Genomic DNA, 21,205 nt, shown 5'->3' with positions numbered 1-21,205 from the left:
GCACTGGAAAATTTGAATATTATTTCAATACCTGATTTTTCCACAGCAGCATATTGAATTGGACCAATTGCACTTGCCCGGCTTTGTTGCATAAATCAAAAAATATGCCAATAAATTACTGTGTTTTTTGTAAAAAGTTGCGCTCATATTGCGGCAATTTTCAGTAACTTATCAGACAAAAAGCGCAACTAATTTCATTTATGCAACAAAGCCGCACCAGAATAGAAATATACATACAACTATCTATCAACAGCAGAAAATTCTATCTCACCCTCTTTGTTTGAAAAACCAGTAACCACCACTTTATAATCAAAGCTTTTATCATACTTATCTGCCCGTCTAACTTCCAAGCAACTATTAAACTTTTTCCCATATTCGAAAATAGTCGGAAGCTCTACTGAACAATTTTCAAGAGGGTTGGAATTATTTACAACAACCCATCCAAAATCATCTGACACGCCATTACGTGACCGCGTGACTGAAATTGTCAATATTTTAATCTTCTCACCATCTAATGATCCAGCAATCTCTTTAACACCATCGCTCGTATCAAAAATTAGCGCAGAATCAGTTTTTTTCACATAAATCACCGGCTTAGCTCTGATATTTTCAAAATCAGACTCATCTTTCTTATCTGACTTGCCACAACCACTCGCCAAAAGAAGAAAAAATAAAATACAAAAACGACTTGCCATTTCAATCCTTCCCAAAAATATTGATGTTTGCATTAAATGGAAGAAGGTTCCAGTTGCGGGGATTAACTAGCAAAGACGAAATTGCATCTCTCATATACTTCACTTTTTTCACAGGTATCCCCGGCGTCTTCAAAAATTCAATATCATAGTAATTAGCGACTATTTCGGCCTGCTGCTCATGATTATACTGGGAAAACACTCTTGGCGAATTTGCATCCTTCCATGGCAAATAATATAAATCTAATTTCTCTTTCTTTTCAATTTTATCATAATACCATGCTCCCGCATCAGCCTCCAGCACACTTGGCTGTTCTAATGAGTAATTCCGCCATCTCATCCTTTGCCATATGTGCGTCATTTCATGCATAAATAGAATCTTAGCATCCCTGACCTGAGACTGATTTCCTGCGGGAGTAAAAAAATCATCTTGATAATAATGACTATTTCTTGGGTCGTTATCATATTTTGGCGGAAAATATATACATGGCTTTCTAGGATCAGAAATGACAGCTGGTCGCGTTCTACCTACCTGAGTTTTATGTATTGCTTTAACGATCCTTACAACTGAATAGTCAATTGAGTCCCTAAATATGCCTTGACACATCTCAATCTCGCCTTTTGTAAGAGGGCGACCAACATTGACTTTGACTGTAACAGAAGACTCACCAATACTCTCGTCATTTGTCTTAATACTAATCTTCTGATTCAGAACAGCCTCACCAAATGAAAAACACCCACTTTCGCAAAATTTCATTTTTGCTCTCAATAAATAATTTTAAGATTTTGTATCTTCAATGGCTCTGTGCTTTCTATACGCTCAGTTTTACCATCCTCATCAGTCACTCCAGTTACTATCCTTCCAGACTCTAACTCAAGCTCATATCCAACCTTCTTAAGAAGAGTCCCACTTTCATCTTTCAAAACTAACTGCTCATCAAAAATTTTCATCCCTGGCAGATAAGGCATTTCTACCTTCTTGCTCGCCGGCCCGCTCCAATCATGGCTCGCCCCCTTGAAGCTGACGGTGCCCGGCGCGTGCAGCTCGATCTTGCCGCCCTTGATCCGCACATATGCGCCTCCGCTGGTCAGCAGGATTTCCTGTTTGCCGTTGAACTGGATTTTCTGTTTGACCGAGGTAATGGAGAGGTCCTTATCCGCCGTCAGCTCCATCGCGTCGCTCTGCGCCTGCACCTGCACCTTGCCCTTCGCCGCGATCAGCTTCAGCGCCACCTTGTCTTTCACCCCCGCCACGAACAGGCTGATGTGCTGGCCGACGTTGTGCAGCCAGCGCCGGCCGGTCGCGTGGTTGGCGTCGCGCTGGGCGATGAGGTTGAGGTTTTGCCCGGCGCTGAGGGTTTGGCTTTGCTCGGTGAGGGCGGCGATGCCGGCCGGGCCGGACAGGATCAGCAGCGGCTGCTGGCCGGCTTGGTCTTTCGCCGTTTTGCCGTCCTTGTCGGTGTTCGATCCCGCTTCCCAGGCCTTCAGCGCGTCGGCGTGGTGTTGCAGGTGGCCGTCGCTCTTCTTGCCGGCCTTGGCGTTGTCCGAGCTGATCTCGTCGGGGCCGGTCTCCATGGCGTCGGCCAGTTGGCCGGTGGCGGTTTCGGCCAGCGCTTGCGAGAGGCTGAGGGCCGAGTCGAGCTGCGATTGCGCGTGTTCTCTGGCGAGCTGTTTGCCGCCGGCGCCGTTTTGCGCCTCGGTGGACAGCAGCAGGCCGTGGGCGGCGCGGATGGCGCCGTGGTGGTCGGTGCGCAGTTCGAAACCTTCGCCGCGCGGCTGGGCTTTGCCGTTGCTGCGCGGATGGGCGAGGTAGCCCTGGTTGAGCTGGGTTTTGCCGGGCTCAGAGCTCAGCTTGGCGCGCACTTCGCCGGGGGTGTCGTCGAACAGCAGCTCGTTGTAGCCGCCGCCCTGATGTTCTTTGGATTTGATGCCGGACAGGGTCTTGTTGGCGGGCAGGCTGCCGGCGCCGCTGAAGTCGGGCGTGGGGTGGCTGCCGTTGTACAGCACGCCGGTGATCAGCGGGCGGTCGATGTCGCCTTCGATGAAGTCGACCAGCACTTCCTGGCCGATGCGCGGGATGAACTGGTGGCCCCAGCCGGCGCCGGCTGATGGCATGGCGACGCGCAGCCAGCAGGAGGATTTGTCGTCGAGGCCGGCGCCGATGGCGGGGTGTTCTTCCGGCCGCTGCCAGTGGAACTGCACCTTGATCCGGCCCTGGGCATCGGTGTGGACTTCTTCGCCGGCGGGGCCGACCACGGTGGCGGTCTGCACGCCCAGGCTGGTGGGCTTGGCCGATTCGGTGCCGGCGTAGGCCGGGGTCAGCGGGATGCCGCGGCGCTGGGCCTGGATCTGGGTGCTAAATGGGGCGTCGGCGGGTTCGCCGGCCGGCAGGATGGCTTTCAGGTCGGTCGGCAGGTTGTTGCGCGCCTGGAGGCGTTGGCCGGTGACGACGAATTCGCGCTGCTCGTGGCTGTCGCCGTCGTGCGCCGGGTGGTCGTCCAGGCGGAACCATTGGCCGGCGGTGAGGCCGCGGATGGAGCCGGCGCCTTCGAATTGCTTGGCCAGCCGGTCGTGCGCCTGCTGCCGCAGCCGGGCGTAGTGGCTGAGCTGCTCGGCGTCGCCGGCGTAGTAAAGACTTTGCGGGTCGTAGTCCTGCAGGCTGGATTGCAGCGCCTGGCCGCCCTGGCCCTGGTCGATCTGGCTGCTGTCGCCGGTGTGCTGGGTGGACACCGGCTGGTAGTCGAAGGTGGCCAGCGCCACGTTGCCGGGGACGATCCGGCGGCTGGCGCTCCAGTCGGTGAGGCCGTCCTCTTCTTCGGTGGCGTCGCTGCGGTGGAAGCGCACTCGCTCCACTTCGGCCGGCGGCAGGCTGTAGACGTCGTCGAACACCGCCAGCTTGACCTGGGGGCTGTCTCCGTCCAGGTGCTCGAAGCGCCAGGCATAGCCCTCTTCATGCAGCAGGCGGACGATGAAGCTGAAGTCGTCTTCGCGATATTGTAAGCAATAACTGCGGGGCTGGGCCGGCCCCACCTTGAACTCGAGGGCTTGCGCGCGGGCGAACACCGGGTTGGCCGCCTGATGCTCGTGGACGATCTGCTGGACGATGTCCGGCACCGTCATGTCCTGGAACACGCGGGAGGTGCGGCGATGGCGCAGCAGCGCGATCGGCGGCTCGATGGTCAGCTGGTACTGGGAAAAGCCGCCGTCGGAGCCCAGCAGCCTGGCCTGGCTGACCACGCCGCAGCGGATGGTCTCGCCTCCGTCCGCATCGGCAATGCCAATCCGGGCCGGCAGGCCCAGCAGCGTCTTGAGTTCGATATTGCCGTCCGGCGACAGGCAGCTCAGCGTGTATCGGTATGGCCGGGACACCCCTTCCTCGCCGTCCAGGCTGAGTGGCAGCAACTGCTCGGCGGCTATCTGGCCGGTGCCAAGCTCCAGGGTTAGCAAACGTTGATCTTGATTGAAAGCGGAGGCGAAACTGGCAAGGAGGCTGTCAAGGTTCATGGTGTCTAGGTAAAAATTAAAACCAAGAAGGTTTAAATTTCAAAGAATTGAGACCGGCCGCCATTTTATGTTTTTGCAATAAATGCAAACAATCCAACGATTCACATACCCCCACCAACCTGGCCTAAAAGTCAGGTGTAAAGGTGCTTTCTCACCACGAATCACACCAACAGCCGCCAGCCAAGAAGGAAAACGTATGAGACAAGGCATGCCGGCGCAGGTAATACAAACGGTGCAACCCGTCGACACACCGCAGTATCGGAGATTTTGTTGGCGGCTCTACTCAAAGGCCTGCCTGCACAAAATGGTAGCGGCCATGCAGCTTCTATCGCCTAAAGCCATTGGTGCCGCAAGCAAGGCCCTGAGATTTCCACCATTTGTGTTGGCTTGCTCTGGGACGTCGACACCTGTCCTTTCGTCACATCATGGTGATTTCCGCCCTAACCCCGCTTGTTACAGCCTTTACCGTTTCAATAGAATCTGAATCTTGTTTCTGTTCAATAACATATCCTCCACTGAGGGTTTTTCGTTTGGAATGGCAATGGATCTGAATGCATTGTTGGCCAGCTTTGCTTCTGCCTTTGGCCAGGAAAACCGTTTGTTGACGCTGGAGCTTGGCAGCGGCCACCTCGCTGCCGAACGGCTGCTGCCGCTTAGCCTGGACGGCGAGGAAGGCCTGTCCCGGCCATACCGATACACGCTGAGCTGCCTGTCGCCGGACGACAATATCGAACTCAAGACGCTGCTGGGCCTGCCGGCCCGGATTGGCATTGCCGATGCGGACGGAGGCGAGACCATCCGTTGCGGCGTGGTCAGCCAGGCCAGGCTGCTGGGCTCCGACGGCGGCTTTTCCCAGTACCAACTGACCATCGAGCCGCCGATCGCGCTGCTGCGCCATCGCCGCACCTCCCGGGTGTTCCAGGACATGACGGTGCCGGACATCGTCAAACAGATCCTCTCGGAGCATCAGGCTGCCAACCCCGCCTTCGCCCGAGCGCAGACGCTGGACATCCAGGTCAAGCCGGCATCGCCGCGCAGCTACACGCTGCAGTATCGCGAGAGCGATTTCGATTTCATCGTCAGGCTGTTGCATGAGGAAGGCTACGCCTGGCGATTCGTTCATCTGGATGAAGTGACCGAGCGAGGTAGCGAAGCGTCGCGAGGAAATAGCCCGCAGGTGGAACTGGCCATCTTTGACGATGCCCACAGTCTGCCGGGTTCCAAACTGGAACGAGTGCGCTTCCACCGCAGCGATGCGACAGAAGAAGAGGATGGCCTCACCGGCTGGGAGGCCGCGCGCCAGATCGTGCCGGGCGGCACGGCGCTGGCCAGCTACGACTACAAGCCGGTCTACACTCAGCAAAACCGCGACGACAGCCATATCGACCAGGGCCAAACCGGCCAAGCCCTGCAAAGCAGCCTGACGCAATACGACGCGCCTGGCCTTTACTATGCCGGCGACGAGGAACAACTGGGCCGCTATGCCGAGCTGCGGCAGCAGGCCAACGACCTGCAGGCCAAATCCTTCAGCGGCAGCGGATCGGTGCGCGGACTGCTGCCGGGCGAGTGGTTTCGTCTGGACGACCATCCCGCGCATGACGGCGATGCGGCGGAAAGCCGAGAATTCGTCGTCACCGCTCAAAGCTTCCAGGTCCGCAACAACCTGCCGACAGACTTGGCGCAACATATCGGCGCAGACCAGAACACCCCCCCTTTCGCCACCTCAATCCAAACCCAGCGCCGCGGCATTCCACTGACGCCTGCGTTTGCCGATACCGAGCACGCCAAGCCGAAATCTCGCGGCGTGCAGACCGCCACCGTGGTTGGCCCCGCCGGCGAGGAAGTCCACACCGACGCCCAGGGCCGGATCAAGGTGCAGTTCCACTGGCAGCGGCCGGAAGAGCACCCCGCCATCGGCGCCGGCCTCGACGACAAATCCAGTTGCTGGCTGCGCGTCGCCATGCCGTCGGCCGGCGCCGGCTGGGGCCACCAGTTCATCCCGCGCATCGGCCAGGAAGTGCTGGTCGACTTCATCGAAGGCGACATCGACCGCCCGCTGATCACCGGCGTGCTGTACAACGGCAGCCACCCCACGCCCGACTTCAGCGGCGCCGGCAGCCTGCCCGCCAACAAGACCCTGTCCGGCATCAAATCCAAAGAACATCAGGGCGGCGGCTACAACGAGCTGCTGTTCGACGACACCCCCGGCGAAGTGCGCGCCAAGCTGTCCAGCGAACCGGGCAAAACCCAGCTCAACCAGGGCTACCTCGCCCATCCGCGCAGCAACGGCAAAGCCCAGCCGCGCGGCGACGGCTTCGAACTGCGCACCGACAATCACGGCGCCATCCGCGCCGCCCACGGCCTGCTGCTGTCCACCGAGGCGCAGAACGGCGCCGGCGGCAAACAGCTCGCCAGAGAACACGCGCAGAGCCAGCTCGACGCCGCGCTCTCCCTCAGCCAAGCGCTGGCCGAAACCGCCGCCGGCCAACTGGCCGACGCCATGGAAACCGGCCCCGACGAGATCAGCCCGGACAACGCCAAGGCCGGCAAGAAGAGCGACGGCCACCTGCAACACCACGCCGACGCGCTGAAGGCCTGGGAAGCGGGATCGAACACCGACAAGGACGGCAAGACCGCCAAGGATCAAGCCGGCCAGCAGCCGCTGCTGATCCTGTCCGGCCCGGCCGGCATCGCCGCCCTCACCGAACAAAGCCAGACCGTCTCCGCCGGCCAGAACCTGAATCTAGTCGCCCAGCGCGACGCCAACCACACCACCGGCCGACGCTGGCTGCACAACGTCGGCCAGCACATCAGCCTGTTCGTGGCGGGGGTGAAAGACAAGGTGGCGCTGAAGCTGATCGCGGCGAAGGGCAAGGTGCAGGTGCAGGCGCAGAGCGACATGATGGAAATCACGGCAGATCAGGATGTGACGATTACTTCTTGCAAGGAACGGGTTGTTGTCAACGCTAAAAAGGAAATCCTGCTCACCGCTGGCAGCGGCTACATCCGCATCGTCGGTGGCAATATCGAGGTGCATTGCCCCGGCACCGTCAGCGTCAAGGGCGCCAGCCATGATTTGAGCGGGCCGGCCAGCATGAACCCTCCGCTGCCAACGCTCCCCAAAGACAAGTACACCCCTCCCAATACCCATCCGTTCTCGGAATAAGCGGATACCAGCATGATTATCAGCCCTCCCATTCTCAAAACGCCCCAGGGCAACGCCAGCGATGAGCAATGGCTTGCCAGCCTGATGCCGTTCTCCTCTCGTGGCGGCTTTCCCATCGCCAGCCGCATGGCGTGGCATGGCGGCCAGCACATCGAGCATACGGACACCGGTGCGCACGGCGAACCGGTGCGTGCCATCGCCGACGGCGTGGTCGTATATAAGAGAACGCCCTCGCCCGATGCCGACAAAAAACCGCTGGCTTACCAGGGAGAAACCGACAACGGCTGCGTGGTGATCAAGCACAGCACGGAAATAGGCGAGGGCCCGGATGGCCAGATCGAGTACTACTCCATCTACATGCATCTGAAGGAAGTTTTCGTCAAAAACAAACAGCCGGTGAACCGGAAGGACAGCCTGGGCAGCGTAGGCAGCTGCAATGGCAAGAATGCCATTCATCTGGAAATCATTTGCGACGACGCCAACCTGAAAAAGATCGTCGGCAGAAGCTCGGGCAAGCTGGACATCAGCACGGATGGCCGGGACAAGATCATCTACGGCGACATGCATTTCTACCTGCCGCCCGGCACACTGTTCTACGCATCGATTGCCTCGCCGCAAGCGCCCACCGACAGCGGAGTGCCAGTGCATACCTCCACGGTGCCTTTGTTCGTGACGATGCGATTCGAGCGAGGAAAGTGCTTGTTGACCACCCGCCAGGAAGACCCACAGCAAGAAAGCTTATACATTGAGTTAGACCAGCCACTGGCCAATAGCGATGATAAATACGAATACAACCTCTACAGCAAAGCGGCAGCCCTAGGCGACGCCTTCCATATCGCGCCCAGCGCCGCTTATGAACTGCTCCGTTTTGGCCGTGTTATCAATACTGAGAACGAAACCCCCATCGCGGCGGGAGCCGTTCCGCACTGGCACAAAGTCAACTATCCAGGCGGGCAAGGTTGGGTCGATCTAAATGCGGCGGCGATCAAGAAGTTCAGCGATGCCGACTTCCCTCACTGGTCAGGCTGGAGCTTGATTGACGACGATCCAACACCTGATAGCCAGTGCAACTCCCCAGCACTTGAAAAGTGGATTGTAGGTAACTCGGGAAAGAAATTGACTGCCGATGCCCTAGCAGCAGCGCTCGGAGATGCAAAGATACAATCCCGGCTTTCACGTGCGATCTGCAAGTTCCCAACGGAGTGGGAAAAGGGACAGATTGATACGCGATATGATTGGTTGAAGAAAAAAAGCGACGTATTGGATGAGCCCATGACAGAGGAGATGTATGGTGATTTCAAAGCATACGTGGAGGCACAGTCCTTCTGGGAGGAGGCTTCATTAGATATTCCCTCTACACACTGGCACCTACCTCCCCAAACCATTCTTATGCAGTTTAGAGACGTTGAATGGCTCAGTCCAAAAGAATGGGAACAATTGATTCCTAAAAATGTTATTCGTAAAAAAGGATCACACAAATCTGACAAGCCAGCTTACTGGGAGAGCCCCAATGCGTCGACACCGTTTATAAAGAATCACTATGTATCCTTGAACAAGGCACTGTCTAAATTCCTCATCCGAAAAACCATAATGAGAACCGCTTGCTTCCTTGGCAATGCAATACAAGAAACACAATGGTTAAGCACGACAAAAGAAGGAAATGGAAACAGCCCAACATTACACAACGGATGGTATGGCCGTGGTTTTTTACAATTAACGAATCCAAACGGAAACATTAATGGAGGGAACAATAACTACTATAAGTACTTCTTATTCTGCGGCAAAACCCCTAAAACACCTCCCACTCAAATAGAATTAAATTGGAGAGAAGAAGTAGCCACATCTAGTTTCCATGCATCAAACAGCGCAGGAGCATACTGGGTATGGACTGCATCTCCCAAAGAAAATTCTAATCTATATGCCGACGAAGCATCAACCAACTATCTAAAAACAATAAAAACCAATAAAGGTATAAAAAATTGGTATTACTCTAGATCATTTGCGAAATGCGCTGCCTCAGTAAATCTACCAGGACAAATACAGAGAGACCCTCCTGACAATATGAATGGCCTCATCGATAGACACTTTGCTTATATAAATGCAATTATGGTGCTGCAAGATAGTCCTCAGTTCTCAGATGGCAACTTCCCTAAAGACTTTGAATACCGGAGGGTTAAATAATGGGAAAATTTCCAGAGATATTACTCTTCTCAATTATAACCATTGTATCTGTAACTATCCAGGCCGACACTCAATGTGACGCCCTCTTCCCCGAATTAGAAACAGTTACAATAGCCAATTGTAGCAAAGAAAAAATCGACATCACTGGGTATACTCATGGGAAGAGAATAAAAATGCAAGGATCGATAAGCTATGGAGAAAAGGCCTATACTAATTTTGACCTGAAACTAAAGAATGACTTTATCACCCCTGCCAACACTGGAAGATACATAACACATATCGATAGCAAGTTTAAAATAGCAGGCAGTAAACCATTGCAAGTAATTCATTCCAATTCTATCTTCGGTGATGGCCAAAAAAGTAAAGATAACACTTACTATGCATGTACGTACCCTAATTTTCAAAAATGCCTCATGCTAGAATTTAACGGCTCGATGAGTAAGAAAAATGCCTCTTTAATAATTAGCCGCATTTTTGAAAAAGAATGGTGACACTCCAAGTCATTCAGCAATCTCGCATGCACGACTATTTATAAGATAGATTTAGCATCGATGCAACTATTCAGTAGCAATGACCTCTTCCTAACAATCACTAGGGTTTCTCTATGGCAGTTAGGCTTAGTGCTATTATTGTCTTTCTTATTTCTTATATCTAATAGCGCTGTCGCAGCAGGTCAGATTCGCTACTGCAATGGCATGTTCAGTTTCATTTCAATAAAAACTTTAGACAATGGATTTATCCGATCACAATCAACTCAGCCCAACTGCATGAATAAGCTAAAAATAAAAATAAAAAATGGAAAGAAGATTGTAAAACTTAATTTTCCAAGTGAAAGCTATCAACTCGATAGCGCGCACTCAACCATAGCGGCACTTAATGATACAAAAGGAGAAAGTACAAAAATCATCTATCAGAGCTATCTAGTGAGAAATTTAACCGGTGATGTATGGATAGATACTTTTATCAATCAAAACAAAGAAGGAGGTGTTAATTTGATAGAAAAGGATTTTTATTTTTCAAAAAAAGATGTCTACTCTGTATATGCCGCTTACAAAGCAAAACCAAACGACCTAGATGACATGACAATGCTGAATGCCTTAGAGCAGTTTTTCTTATCATTAAAAGTTGACTGGAATTAATAAAGCATAACTACAAATCTAATTTATCCCATCTTAATAGATCTACACCACCACAAGTAACAATTTCCACAAATCATTCTGTCAACTATCTACCAACCTTAGAGCCGCTAACAAAACCTCTTGATGCCAGATGCGTATGCCCTCACCTGGCGAAGATGCAACGAAAAGTCATCAGCCAGAAGCTCTGGAAGTCATTGCAGCCGCTACTCTCTCCGCCGCCGCGTTCCCGCCGGGGTGGGAGGCCGCGGCTGGATGATTTTGCTGCCCTCAACGGCATCTTGTTTGTTCTCACTACCGGCATTCCTTGGGAGGACCTCCCGCAGGAACTCGGTTTTGGCAGCGGGATGACCTGCTGGCGAAGGCTGCGGGATTGGCAAGCGCAAGGCATTTGGGACCGCCTACACCTGGCTCTGCTGATACAACTGCGCCAACACGATCAAATTGATTGGAGCCGGGCCAGCATTGATGGGGCTAGCGTTGCCAGCCCCCGGGGGGCCAAGAGACCGGCCCCAACCCCACCGATCGAGGTAAATGCGGCAGCAAACGGCACATCATCGTAGATCGCCGAGGTTTGCCATTGGCGCTGAGCATTACCGGCGCCAATCGGCACGACTCCATGGTCTTCGAAACTTTGGTCGATGCGATTCCTGCCGTTCCTGGCTTGCCAGGACGGCCCAGACAAAAGCCTTACAAGCTGCATGCTGACAAAGGCTATGACTACCGCCGTTGTCGTGCACACCTGAGCCGACGCGGAATCTTGGTGCGAATTGCTCGGCGCGGGGTGGAAAGCAGCGAGAGACTAGGTCGCCACCGCTGGGTGGTAGAACGTACCCATTCTTGGCTAGCTGGCTTCGGCAAGTTGCGCATCCGCTTCGAACGGCGGCTGGATACGCATTACGCCTTGCTCAAGCTGGCTTTCTCATTGATATGTCTGCGATTTGTCGACAGGTTTTGTTAGCGGGTCTTAATACTGCAGACATCGATACTCATGGGGTATTGTGCCCACTCACAGAAACCGCCACCCATAACCATCCCCCTCCCGGCTCACCACACCAGCCGACGACGCGCCAAAGTGAGCGGTGAACACGGTGGCTTCGTGCTCGCTGGCGTATTCCAGCAGCCAACGGCGGGAAGCGCGCGCGCCGTCTTGTTCCCGGCAGAAGGCTGAGTTCCACTCCGGGTGGTAGACCTGCACCGGCGAATGCATCGCGTCGCCGGTAAAGATGGCGGTTTCGCCGGCGGAATGCAGCGTGATGGACATGTGTCCGGCGCAATGTCCGGGCGTGGGATGGAAATGGAAGGCCTCATCGTAATCGTCCCCTCCCGCATGGATGCCAATCCCCTGGCCGCAGGCCAGCACCGGGGCCACGCTGTCGTCAAACACCATGCGGCGCTTGTCGGCCTCCGGCGTGGCGAAGAAGTCCAGTTCACCCTGCGGCATCGCGTAACGGGCATTGGGAAAAGTGGGCACCCAGCGGCTGTCCGCCAGCCTTGTGTTCCAGCCGACATGGTCGGCATGCAGATGGGTCAGCAGCACATGGTCCACGTCTTCCGGCTGGATGTTCAGCATCGCCAGACGCTCAAGAAACGGCGTGCGCAGCCGGTGGAACAGCGCGTTGAACGGACGCTCTTTGTCATTGCCCAGCCCGGTGTCGATCAGGAACACCTTACCGCCCAGCTCCACCACCCAGGTATGCACGCTGAGGATGATGTGCTCGCCGCTGTCGTCGAACAGCGCGCGCAGCTGCGGCTGCTCGGCCAGCACGCCATCGCGCCAGTCCGCGTACAGGTAGCCCGGGGTGATGCCGGTGAGCAGGGTGTCCGTCACGCGCGTTACGCGCGCATTGCCGATGCGGTAGGTTTGGGCGTTCATCGTGGCTCTCTTGATCGTCGATGCGCCGCCTGGGCGGCGCCGGGTAGCGTTCTACTATCCCGGAAAGTACCCATGCCTTCCAATGCCGATTTATGAATTTGTGATAAATTTTAGGCATCACTGCATTGGAAAGATCATCATGGAGCTGCGGCATCTGCGTTATTTCGCGGCGGTGGCCGAGCACGCCAGCATGCGCGCCGCGTCCGAGCGGCTGCACATCACCCAGCCGGCCATCACGCGCCAGATCCAGGACTTGGAGGAAGAGCTGGGCTTCGCGCTGTTCACGCGCTCCCCCCGCGGGCTGCGGCTGACGCCGGCGGGCGACAGCTACCTGCGCGACATTCGCCGGATGTTGGCCGCGCTTGACGCAGCCGGCGCAAGCGCGCGCCGGGTGGCCGACGGCGCGGCCGGCCAGCTGCGGCTGGGCTATGTGGAAAACACCGGTTGGGATGGCGTGGTGCCGCAGGCACTGCAACGTTTTCAGGCGGAAACGCCGGACGTGAGCCTGTCGCTGTCCACGCTGAACAGCCCGGAACAGTTCGCCGCCATCGATCAGAATGCGCTCGACGGCGGCTTCGTCTACCAGTTGGGCCCGTTGCCGGATGGCTTCGACGCGCTGCCGCTGCTGACGCAGGACGTGGTGCTGGCGCTGCCCCGCGCCTGGCAAATAGAGCACGACGAGGCGCAGCCTTTCGACTTGCGCGCGCTGGCCGGGCGGCCCTTCGTCTCTTTCCCCCGCGCGGTCTATCCCGAATACCACGACCGCCTGTTCAGCGCCTGCCAGCAGGCCGGCATCTGGCTGGACGTGGTGCAGGAACAACCCACCGAGGCGGCGATGCTGTCGCTGGTCTGCGCCGGCGTCGGCGCGGCCATCGTCAATGCCGCCAATCTGGCGCGCCCGCCGGCGCAGGTGCGGTTTTACCGGCTGCGGAATCTGTCGGTGCCGCTGCCGCTATGCTTCGTCTGGAAACAGGAGGCAGGCAATCCGGCGCTGGCGCGCTTCATCGAAGCGCTGAAGGTCTAGCGCCGGCCCCAGCCGCGCTTAGTCAACATCCCGCCACAAAAGGCGGCGTTGCTGCAATTCGTTTATCTTGGCGGCGCTGCGATCCATCCAATCCTGGGTCACCTGGCGTCCCGTTTCTCCATGCTTGCCGCTCGGGTCGTACAAGGCAGCCGGCATCAGGTCGGCATCCCAGGCCGTGCCCTCGTAGCGCATGGCGCCGAAGCCGGCCGGATTGGAAACGTCGCTGACCACCAGATGAGAAATGGCGAAGTCCTGATTTTCAACCGGCCCCTTCACCAGGATTTCGCCGGGATTGAGGAAATGGACTGCCAGGTTTTGGTTTGCCCCGGCATCGAAACGCAGCACCATGCCCAGCAACACATTGTCCTGCGGCTGGGATGCGCTCATCGCGGCGCGCATGGTTTGGTTGTGGTTGCCGATGGCGATGCCGCTGGAAGTCATCAACGCGCCATCGCTCGACCCCATCGAAGTCGGCAGCCAACGCGACCCGCTGCCGCCCATCGTCGCGCCGGGAAAGTCATCCGAGCCTTCGGAGGCAGCCAAACCATTCATCACGATGCCGTCCCAGGAAAAGTGATTGGACGATATGCCTCGCATCAGCGTCAGACGGTCTTCCTGCCATTCGCCATACATCCGCGCCAATCCTTCGGCATTGTCGTGACTCAGCAGCATTTCGCCGTTGGCCGCCCGATGGCTCACCAGGTCGGCGGAAAAAGTGAGCCGGCCGCTGTCGCCCAATTGATAGACATTGGGCCATTGCGTGGACTTCACCTCCACCGCCGCGCCGTTCAACGACATGTGGCCGATAGGGCGGCCGCCCGACCCGGCCGCCTCTTGGTTGGACATGCCGACACGGTGGGTAAAGGACGATAGGGCTTTATTGAGCGCGCTGAACATGACGTGCCTGCCTATGCGGAAAACCTCTTTTTCGCATAGGCAGACGCCGACCGCTTTCAAAAAAGACTCATCGCCAGCCAGCGCTCACAGCTTGAACCGGCCGATCAGGCTCTCCAGCTCCTCGCCCAGCCGCGCCAGCGCCACCGTGGCCTGTTGCCCCTGGTGGATGGAGTCGTCGGTCTGCAGCAGCATGCCGTGGATGTTTTCGATGTGGCGGGCGATCTCCTGGCTGGCGCTGGACTGCTCGGCGGTGGAGACGGCGATGTCGCCCACCGCATGCACCACCTGCTGCGCCTGGCCGCTGATCTGCTGGATGGATTGCGACGATTCGCCGGCCAGCCTCACGCCGTGCTCCACCTGCTCCAGCGCGCCGCTCATGCTGTCGGACGCGTGGGCGGTGTCCTTCTGCATGGTCTGGATCACATCGGAAATCTCCAGCGTGGCCTTGGCGGTGCGTTCGGCCAGCTTGCGCACTTCGTCCGCCACCACCGCGAAGCCGCGGCCCTGCTCGCCGGCGCGGGCGGCCTCGATCGCCGCGTTCAGCGCCAGGAGATTGGTCTGGTCGGCTATGTCGCGAATCACCGACACGATGCCGGAAATGCGGTCGGAGCGCTGCTGCATGCCGCCCAGCACATCGGCCAGCTGGCGCACGGTGCCGGCGATGCGGCCGATCTCCGCCGCGGTGGCGTCCACGTTGGCGGCCGCCTGGCTGGACAGGGTATCCGCCTCGCGGGCGCGCTGCTCGGCCACTCGCGCCGATTCGGCGATGTGGGTGACGCTGACCGACAGCTGCTCGACGCTGGCGGCGGTGGCGTTGGCCGCCTGCGCCTGGCGGGCGGAGCTGTCGCGGATCTGGTCCACGTCCCCGGACAGCTGGCGCACCGAGCCCAGCATGTCGCCGGCGTGGCGGCGCACGTCCAGCATCATGTGGCGCAGCGAGCCGGTGAAAGTATTGAAGGCGCCGGCGGCCTGTCCGATCTCGTCGCGGCTGGCGATGGACAGCTCGCGGGTGAGGTCGCCGCTGCCGGAGGCCAGCTCGCTCATCGCGCCCTGCAATCGGCCCAGCGGACGCAACAGCTGGCTCAGCGTGGCGCCCAGCAGCAGCAGGATCAGCGCCAGGATGCCCAGGCTGATGAAGGCGGACTGCCAGCTGGCCGCGCGCACCGGGGCGAAAGCCTCGTCCTCGGGAATGGAGATGCGCACCGCCCACGGCGCGCCGGCCTCGCCGACCACGATGGGCATGATGAAGTGGCGGAAGCCGTCTTCGCTGCGGTATTCGGCCGGACGGCCGTCCTTGATTGCCGCCTTGGCCTCTGCCGGCAGATCCACCGCCGGCTTGCCGTTCAAGCCCGCCTGGCGCCCGGCCAGCTGCACGCCGCCGTTGGAATACAGGCTCATGAAGCCGGCGTCGTAAGGCCGCACCTTGGCCGCCATTTCCTGCAGATGGCCCAGCGCGATGTCGCAGCCGGCCACGCCCAGCACCTTGCCGCCGATGTTGAGCGGGAAGGAGAGGGTGCCCATCAGGATCTTGACGTCCGGATCGACATAGGGCTCGGTCAGCATCGGCTTGCCGGTCTTGCGCGGCTCGGTGTAATAGGCGCTTTCGTCGACGCCATCGCCGCCCCACACCACATCCACCTTGCCCGCCTTGCGGAACCAGTACACGCCGTAGCGCCCGGTGTGGTCGTTTTCCGGCTTGCCGGCGAATTCGGCGTCGCGGCCGTCAAAGGCGTTGGGCTCCCAATCCACCCAGTAGCCGACGGCGTCCGGGTTGTTGGGCAACTGGCGCTTCACCACCTCGGACAGGAGCGAGCGGCCGTTGGCCGGCAGCGCGGCCCTCACGCCGGCGGCCGCCTCCGCCATCGCCTGCGCGGAATCGTAGGTTTTGCCCAGCATGCGCTGCACGCGGCCGGCCTCGCTGTCGGCCAGCAAGCGAGCATGGTCCAGCACCGCGCTTTCCGCGTTGCGGTAGCTGTTGTAGATGTTGGCGCCCGCCAGCACGATAAAACCGATCAGGATCAACAGGCCGGAGCCGGCCAGTATCTTGCCCTTGATGGTGGCGATCATTATGGTTTCCCCTTGGCCGGCCCTGCACCGCTCACAGCGAGCGGGGGCAGAAAGTCGGCCTTGCATTCGTCTCATTCGGCATATTCTGCCCAAACGTTCAAATTAGCACCATGCCTATCCGCCGCAAAGGCAAGGATTACCGCTGCGGCACGCAGGCCAGCAGCCCGGCCAGCCGGCGGCAGCCTCCCTCCACCACCTCGCCTCGGGGCGTGGCGATACGGCAGGACTGGCCCTCGGCCAGGCCGGCGCAGGCTTGCACAGCCTCCGGCGGCGGCCGCCTCCCGGGCGCATCGGCGGGGGGATCGTTCAAACCCGGTCCTGGCCGCTCCGCCAGCGCCGCGCCGCGGAAGCACCCTATGCTGTACGGGTACTCCCGGGTCATCACGTAGTGGTACATCTCCACCATGCGCCCATCCCAGCGGATGCGGCTGACCTTCCCATGGCAGGCGTCCAGGTCGGCGTTGCGCAGTTCCCGGCCGTTCTCATCCAGCGGACTGAAGATGCCGAAGCCGTCGCGGGCATAGCCCACCAGCCGGTTGGGCTGATCCATGCCCGGCACGCAAGGGCTGGGACCATGGTAGTGATAGCTGCCGCTGCGCTCCGGATGGCCGTTGCAGCGGTCCTGCACCTCATGCGCCACAGCGTCGCGCTGGGCGGCGTCCAGCGCGTTGAACAGCAGCACGCCGTTGAGCATGATGCCCACCGGCCCCATGGGCACGCAGCTCGCCTGCGCCGCCGGGCGCGGATCGCGCGGCACCCGCCAATCGATAGGCTGGGCGGCTATGGCGTTGGGATTGCGGTCTATCCGGTAGGCCGGATCGTCCCGCGCGACAGGGAATTCGCCGGTGACCGCGCCCACCGGCAGCGCGTTGCCGCTCAGCAGCCGCTGCCAGCCCTCCAGCGCGCTGGCGAAACTGGCTTGCGGCCAACTCACGGCGCCGCGCACCTGCAGCTTACCCGTAGCATCCCAGCTGTCGCCGCGCAGCCAGTCGCCGGCATGTTCGGCGCCCTGCTTGCGCGCCGGCCCCGGACAAGCGTAGACATAGCCCTGGCGCGGCGACGCGCTGACGCGGCCGTCGCCCAGCGGCAAACGATGCGGGTCCAGCGTCCATCGCGCCTCATGGCCGTGGACAGGCAGGGCGAGGCAGAACAGCCAAAGCGGCAGGCGACGCATCGCATCCTCCTTGCGGCCGCGCGCGAAGCCCGCGCGTCTTTACAGGATAGTTACCAGCTGGCGCGCTTGAACAGGCTGAGGCGGTTGACGCGGAACAACCGCGCCGGACGCTGGCTGCCGCCCTGGAACTGGTCGGTGGCGATCAGGATGTCGGCCTGGTCGGCCGCCTCGCCGGCCTGCATCTCTCCCACCTTGATGCCCAGGCGCGAGCGGAAGGTGCCGCGCGGCACCGTCTCGCCGAAGATCTGCTCGTAGGTGCGCTGCAACTGGGTCAGCGTGAACAATTCCGGCAGCAGCCAGCACGGCAGCGTGGAGTAACTGGCCTTGTTGCGCACCCGCTCCACCGCCGCGCGGATCTGCTCGGCGTGGTCGAAGGCCAGTTCCGGCAGTTGGTCCACATCATAGAAATGGAACATCTCGTCGCCGGCCTGGCGCAATTCCTCGTGCGGCATCAAGGCCACGTGGGAAATCGCCGCCGACCAGCCGCGCGGATCGCGCGCCGCGCCGGCGAAGGTGCGCAGCTGCTCCAGATAGCGGGGCTGGATGCCGGTTTTTTCGCGCAGCACCCGCAAAGCCGTCTCTTCCGCCGACGCGTCTTCTTCCGGATGCACATAGCCGCCCGGCAGCGCCAGGCAAGCCAGAAACGGCGCTCTGCCCCGCTTGTGCAACGCCGCCTGCAACCTGCCTTGATGCAGCGTCAGCAGCACGATGTCCACGCTGACAATGGGGGGGGGGCGTAATGGGCGCATGGTGTATCCATTTTGTCTGTTGTCATCGGTATTTTCGCCCACTTAGTTGCATTATTCAACTAAGGATGCGTATACTGCAGGCATGTTAGTTGAATTTAACAACTAAGAAGGCGCGGCAAACAGCCACCAGCAGCAATGCCGGCCGCGCATGCCAAGGATAATCCGATGATCATCGCCAGCTACCTCGACCTTGATGGCCAGCCGCAAACGCTGAGCCTGGACTTCTTCACTTTCCCCGGCGGCGAAATCCATGCCACGGCGGAGACCGGCGCGCCGGCCTCTTCGCTCAGCCTATGCGCCCACCTGCGCGACGCCGGCTCGATCATCTCCCTGCTGCTGGCCACCGACGCGCTGCGCCGGGCCTATCCCGGCATTCCGCTGGAGCTTTGCCTGCCCTATGTGCCCTACGCCCGCCAGGACCGGGTGGCCAATCCCGGCGAGGCGCTGTCTGCCAAGGTGTTCTGCAATCTGATCAATCAGCAGGGCTACAGCCGGGTGCGGATCCAGGACCCGCACAGCGACGTGGTCGCCGCGCTGCTGGAGCGGGTGGAAGTGGAAGATCCGCTGCCGGCGCTGCGCCGCGCGCTGGAAGCCATCGGCCCGGCCACGCTGGTGGCGCCGGACGCGGGGGCCCGCAAGCGTGTCCTGAAGCTGGCGCAGCTGCTGGGCTGCCCCGCCGTGTGCGCCGACAAAATCCGCGACACCGTCACCGGCAAGATCAGTGGCATCGAATTGCACGGCGAACTGCCAGACAGCCCGTTGCTGGTAGTGGATGACATCTGCGACGGCGGCGGCACCTTCGTCGGCCTGGCCGAGGCCATCGCCGCGCGCCGGGCGGCGTCCGGCCAGACCGGGCCGCTCTACCTCTACGTGACCCACGGCATCTTCAGCCGCGGCCTGGACCGGCTGCTTGAGCATTTCGACGCCGTATTCGCCCGCAACGACTGGAGCGGCGATGCCCGCTGCCGTCTCGTTTAAGCCTGAAAAAGAAGAGATAACGGAGAACCATGATGACCGCCCCCCAAACCGCCCAAGACAAGAACCCGCTGGTCCCGTTCAACCTGGCCGATTTCTACAAGACCGGCCACCCGGCGATGTACCCGCGCGAAACCACCCGGCTGGTGGCCAATTTCACGCCGCGCTCGGCCAAGTACGCGCCGGTGCTGCCCCAGCTGTTCGACGACAAGGTGGTGTGGTTTGGCCTGCAGGGCTTCATCCAGGAATACCTGATCGACCTGTTCAACCGCGAATTCTTCCAGCGCCCCAAGGCTGACGCGGTGCGCCGCTACCAACGCCGCATGGACGCCGCCTTGGGCGCCGGCGCGGTGGATGGCGGCCGGCTGGAGGCGCTGCACGACCTGGGACATCTGCCGCTGGAAATCCGCTCGCTGCCGGAAGGCGCGCGCGTGGACATCAAGGTGCCGCCGGTCACCTTCTCCAACACCCATCCGGACTTCCCCTGGGTGGCCACTTACTTTGAAACGCTGTTCAGCTGCGAAAGCTGGAAGCCGTCCACCGTGGCCACCATCGCCTTCGAATTCCGCAAGCTGCTGACTTACTTCGCCGCCCTCACCGGCGCGCCGCAGGACTTCGTCGCCTGGCAGGGACATGACTTTTCGATGCGCGGCATGAGCGGCGTCCACGACGCGATGCGCTGCGGCGCCGGCCACCTGTTGTCCTTCACCGGCACCGACACCATCCCGGCGCTGGACTATCTGGAAGATCATTACGGCGCCGACGCCGAGCGCGAACTGGTGGGCGGCTCCATCCCCGCGTCCGAGCACAGCGTGATGGCGCTGCGCATCCTGTTGACCCAGCAGCGGCTGGCGCGGATGCCGGCAAACCAGGCTCTCGACGACAAGGCGCTGCGCCGGCTGGCCGAGCGCGAAGTGGTGCGCGAATTCGTCAGCCGCGATTATCCGGCCGGCATGGTGTCCATCGTCAGCGACACCTTCGACTTCTGGAACGTGGTCACCGTGATCGCCCGCGAACTGAAAGAAGACATCCTGGCGCGGCAGCCCGACGCGTTGGGCAACGCCAAGGTGGTATTCCGCCCGGACTCCGGCGATCCGGTGAAGATTCTCACCGGCTACCTCGACGACGAGCTGATCCGCGGCGAGGACGGCCGCTATCGGACCCAGGCCGGCGAAGCGATCAGCGAAGCCGAGCGCAAGGGCGCGGTGGAATGCCTGTGGGAGATCTTCGGCGGCAGCGTCACCGAGCGCGGCTACCGCATGCTGGACAGCCGCGTCGGCCTGATCTACGGCGACTCCATCACCCTGCCGCGCGCCCGCGACATCTTGCTGCGGCTGGCGGACAAGGGCTTCGCCTCCGGCAACGTGGTGTTCGGCATCGGCAGCTTTGTCTACGGCATGAATTCGCGCGACACCTTCGGCTACGCGCTGAAAGCGATCTACGCCGAAGTCGCCGGCGAAGCGGTGGACATCTACAAAGACCCGGCCACCGACGACGGCACCAAGAAATCGGCGCGCGGCCTGCTGCGGGTGGAAGAAGAAAACGGTCGTTACGCGCTGTATCAGCAGCAGACCCCGGCCCAGGCCGAGGGCGGCGCGCTGCGGCCGGTGTTCCGCGATGGCGAACTGCTGGTCAAGCAAACGCTGGCCGAAATCCGCCAGCGGCTGCAGGCATCATGGATTTGCCCGCAGCCGGGCAGCGTGGACTGGACGGCATGACCGCCGGGCGGGCTTGCCTCGCCCAGGCAAAATGCCGATACTGAAC

At 59.7% G+C, this 21,205-nt stretch carries 16 protein-coding genes; 8 read left to right on the top strand and 8 right to left on the bottom strand.

The window, feature by feature from the left end:
• Positions 1-239: 239 nt before the first annotated feature.
• The 3 genes from DK842_RS22975 to DK842_RS09230 are packed head-to-tail and all read right to left on the bottom strand — an operon-like array spanning position 240 to position 4,196.
• Positions 240-695 (bottom strand): P-loop NTPase family protein, encoded by a 456-nt coding sequence (locus tag DK842_RS22975; protein ID WP_145964004.1) that lies wholly within the window; start codon positions 693-695, stop codon positions 240-242.
• A 1-nt stretch (position 696) separates the two neighbouring features.
• The gene (locus DK842_RS22970; protein ID WP_145964003.1) at positions 697-1,449 is read right to left on the bottom strand and encodes a hypothetical protein; all 753 of its coding nucleotides are present in this window, start codon (positions 1,447-1,449) and stop codon (positions 697-699) included.
• A gap of 8 nt (positions 1,450-1,457) precedes the next feature.
• Positions 1,458-4,196: a type VI secretion system Vgr family protein gene (locus DK842_RS09230; protein ID WP_114061203.1), complete on the bottom strand. Its 2,739-nt coding sequence runs from the start codon at positions 4,194-4,196 to the stop codon at positions 1,458-1,460.
• A gap of 541 nt (positions 4,197-4,737) precedes the next feature.
• Between DK842_RS09230 and DK842_RS09225 the strand changes: the two genes are divergently transcribed.
• From DK842_RS09225 to DK842_RS09215, 5 genes are all read left to right on the top strand, one after another.
• Positions 4,738-7,362, top strand: coding sequence for a type VI secretion system Vgr family protein (locus tag DK842_RS09225; protein ID WP_114061202.1), 2,625 nt, complete (start codon positions 4,738-4,740; stop codon positions 7,360-7,362).
• Between the two features lie 12 nt (positions 7,363-7,374).
• Positions 7,375-9,543 carry a M23 family metallopeptidase gene (locus DK842_RS09220; protein WP_114061201.1) on the top strand — a complete coding sequence of 723 codons (2,169 nt, stop codon included), beginning with the start codon at positions 7,375-7,377 and terminating at the stop codon, positions 9,541-9,543.
• Complete coding sequence (locus DK842_RS22965) at positions 9,543-10,034, top strand: hypothetical protein (RefSeq protein WP_145964002.1); 492 nt, start codon at positions 9,543-9,545, stop codon at positions 10,032-10,034. The genes DK842_RS09220 and DK842_RS22965 overlap by 1 nt, the downstream gene beginning before the upstream one ends.
• Before the next feature lie 60 nt (positions 10,035-10,094).
• Positions 10,095-10,682 (top strand): hypothetical protein, encoded by a 588-nt coding sequence (locus tag DK842_RS22960; protein WP_145964001.1) that lies wholly within the window; start codon positions 10,095-10,097, stop codon positions 10,680-10,682.
• A gap of 155 nt (positions 10,683-10,837) precedes the next feature.
• Positions 10,838-11,640 (top strand): IS5 family transposase gene (locus DK842_RS09215; RefSeq protein WP_114060661.1). Its coding sequence is split into 2 segments (ribosomal slippage): positions 10,838-11,165 and positions 11,165-11,640, totalling 804 coding nucleotides; the frame shifts between segments, so codons are not numbered across the junction.
• A gap of 48 nt (positions 11,641-11,688) precedes the next feature.
• On the opposite strand, the gene DK842_RS09210 is transcribed toward DK842_RS09215, so the two are convergent.
• Positions 11,689-12,555, bottom strand: coding sequence for an MBL fold metallo-hydrolase (locus tag DK842_RS09210; RefSeq protein WP_114061200.1), 867 nt, complete (start codon positions 12,553-12,555; stop codon positions 11,689-11,691).
• A 139-nt stretch (positions 12,556-12,694) separates the two neighbouring features.
• Here DK842_RS09210 and DK842_RS09205 point away from each other — a divergent pair, with 139 nt between their 5' ends.
• Positions 12,695-13,579, top strand: a complete 885-nt coding sequence (locus DK842_RS09205) for a LysR family transcriptional regulator (protein ID WP_114061199.1) — start codon at positions 12,695-12,697, stop codon at positions 13,577-13,579.
• An 18-nt stretch (positions 13,580-13,597) separates the two neighbouring features.
• Here DK842_RS09205 and DK842_RS09200 read toward each other — a convergent pair whose 3' ends face one another.
• The 4 genes from DK842_RS09200 to DK842_RS09185 all read right to left on the bottom strand — a co-directional run bounded on the left by DK842_RS09200 (position 13,598) and on the right by DK842_RS09185 (position 18,466).
• Positions 13,598-14,425 carry a hypothetical protein gene (locus DK842_RS09200; RefSeq protein WP_145964000.1) on the bottom strand — a complete coding sequence of 276 codons (828 nt, stop codon included), beginning with the start codon at positions 14,423-14,425 and terminating at the stop codon, positions 13,598-13,600.
• A 135-nt stretch (positions 14,426-14,560) separates the two neighbouring features.
• Positions 14,561-16,543, bottom strand: a complete 1,983-nt coding sequence (locus DK842_RS09195) for a methyl-accepting chemotaxis protein (RefSeq protein WP_114073644.1) — start codon at positions 16,541-16,543, stop codon at positions 14,561-14,563.
• A gap of 136 nt (positions 16,544-16,679) precedes the next feature.
• A complete protein-coding gene (locus DK842_RS09190) occupies positions 16,680-17,717 on the bottom strand; it encodes a YHYH protein (protein WP_114061196.1) in 1,038 nt (345 codons plus the stop codon).
• A gap of 50 nt (positions 17,718-17,767) precedes the next feature.
• Entirely contained in the window at positions 17,768-18,466 is a 699-nt protein-coding gene (locus DK842_RS09185; protein WP_114063688.1) for an NUDIX hydrolase, read from the bottom strand.
• A 165-nt stretch (positions 18,467-18,631) separates the two neighbouring features.
• Between DK842_RS09185 and DK842_RS09180 the strand changes: the two genes are divergently transcribed.
• Both DK842_RS09180 and DK842_RS09175 read left to right on the top strand, forming a co-directional pair.
• The gene (locus DK842_RS09180) at positions 18,632-19,444 is read left to right on the top strand and encodes a ribose-phosphate pyrophosphokinase-like domain-containing protein (protein WP_168194858.1); all 813 of its coding nucleotides are present in this window, start codon (positions 18,632-18,634) and stop codon (positions 19,442-19,444) included.
• A 32-nt stretch (positions 19,445-19,476) separates the two neighbouring features.
• On the top strand, positions 19,477-21,159 hold the full coding sequence (locus DK842_RS09175) for a nicotinate phosphoribosyltransferase (RefSeq protein ID WP_114061194.1): 1,683 nt from the start codon (positions 19,477-19,479) through the stop codon (positions 21,157-21,159).
• The last annotated feature ends 46 nt before the right edge of the window (positions 21,160-21,205 follow it).

Origin of the sequence: Chromobacterium phragmitis, assembly GCF_003325475.1 — a bacterium.
GTDB classification, from domain to species: domain Bacteria; phylum Pseudomonadota; class Gammaproteobacteria; order Burkholderiales; family Chromobacteriaceae; genus Chromobacterium; species Chromobacterium phragmitis.
This window is presented reverse-complemented; position numbering and strand designations above follow the sequence as displayed.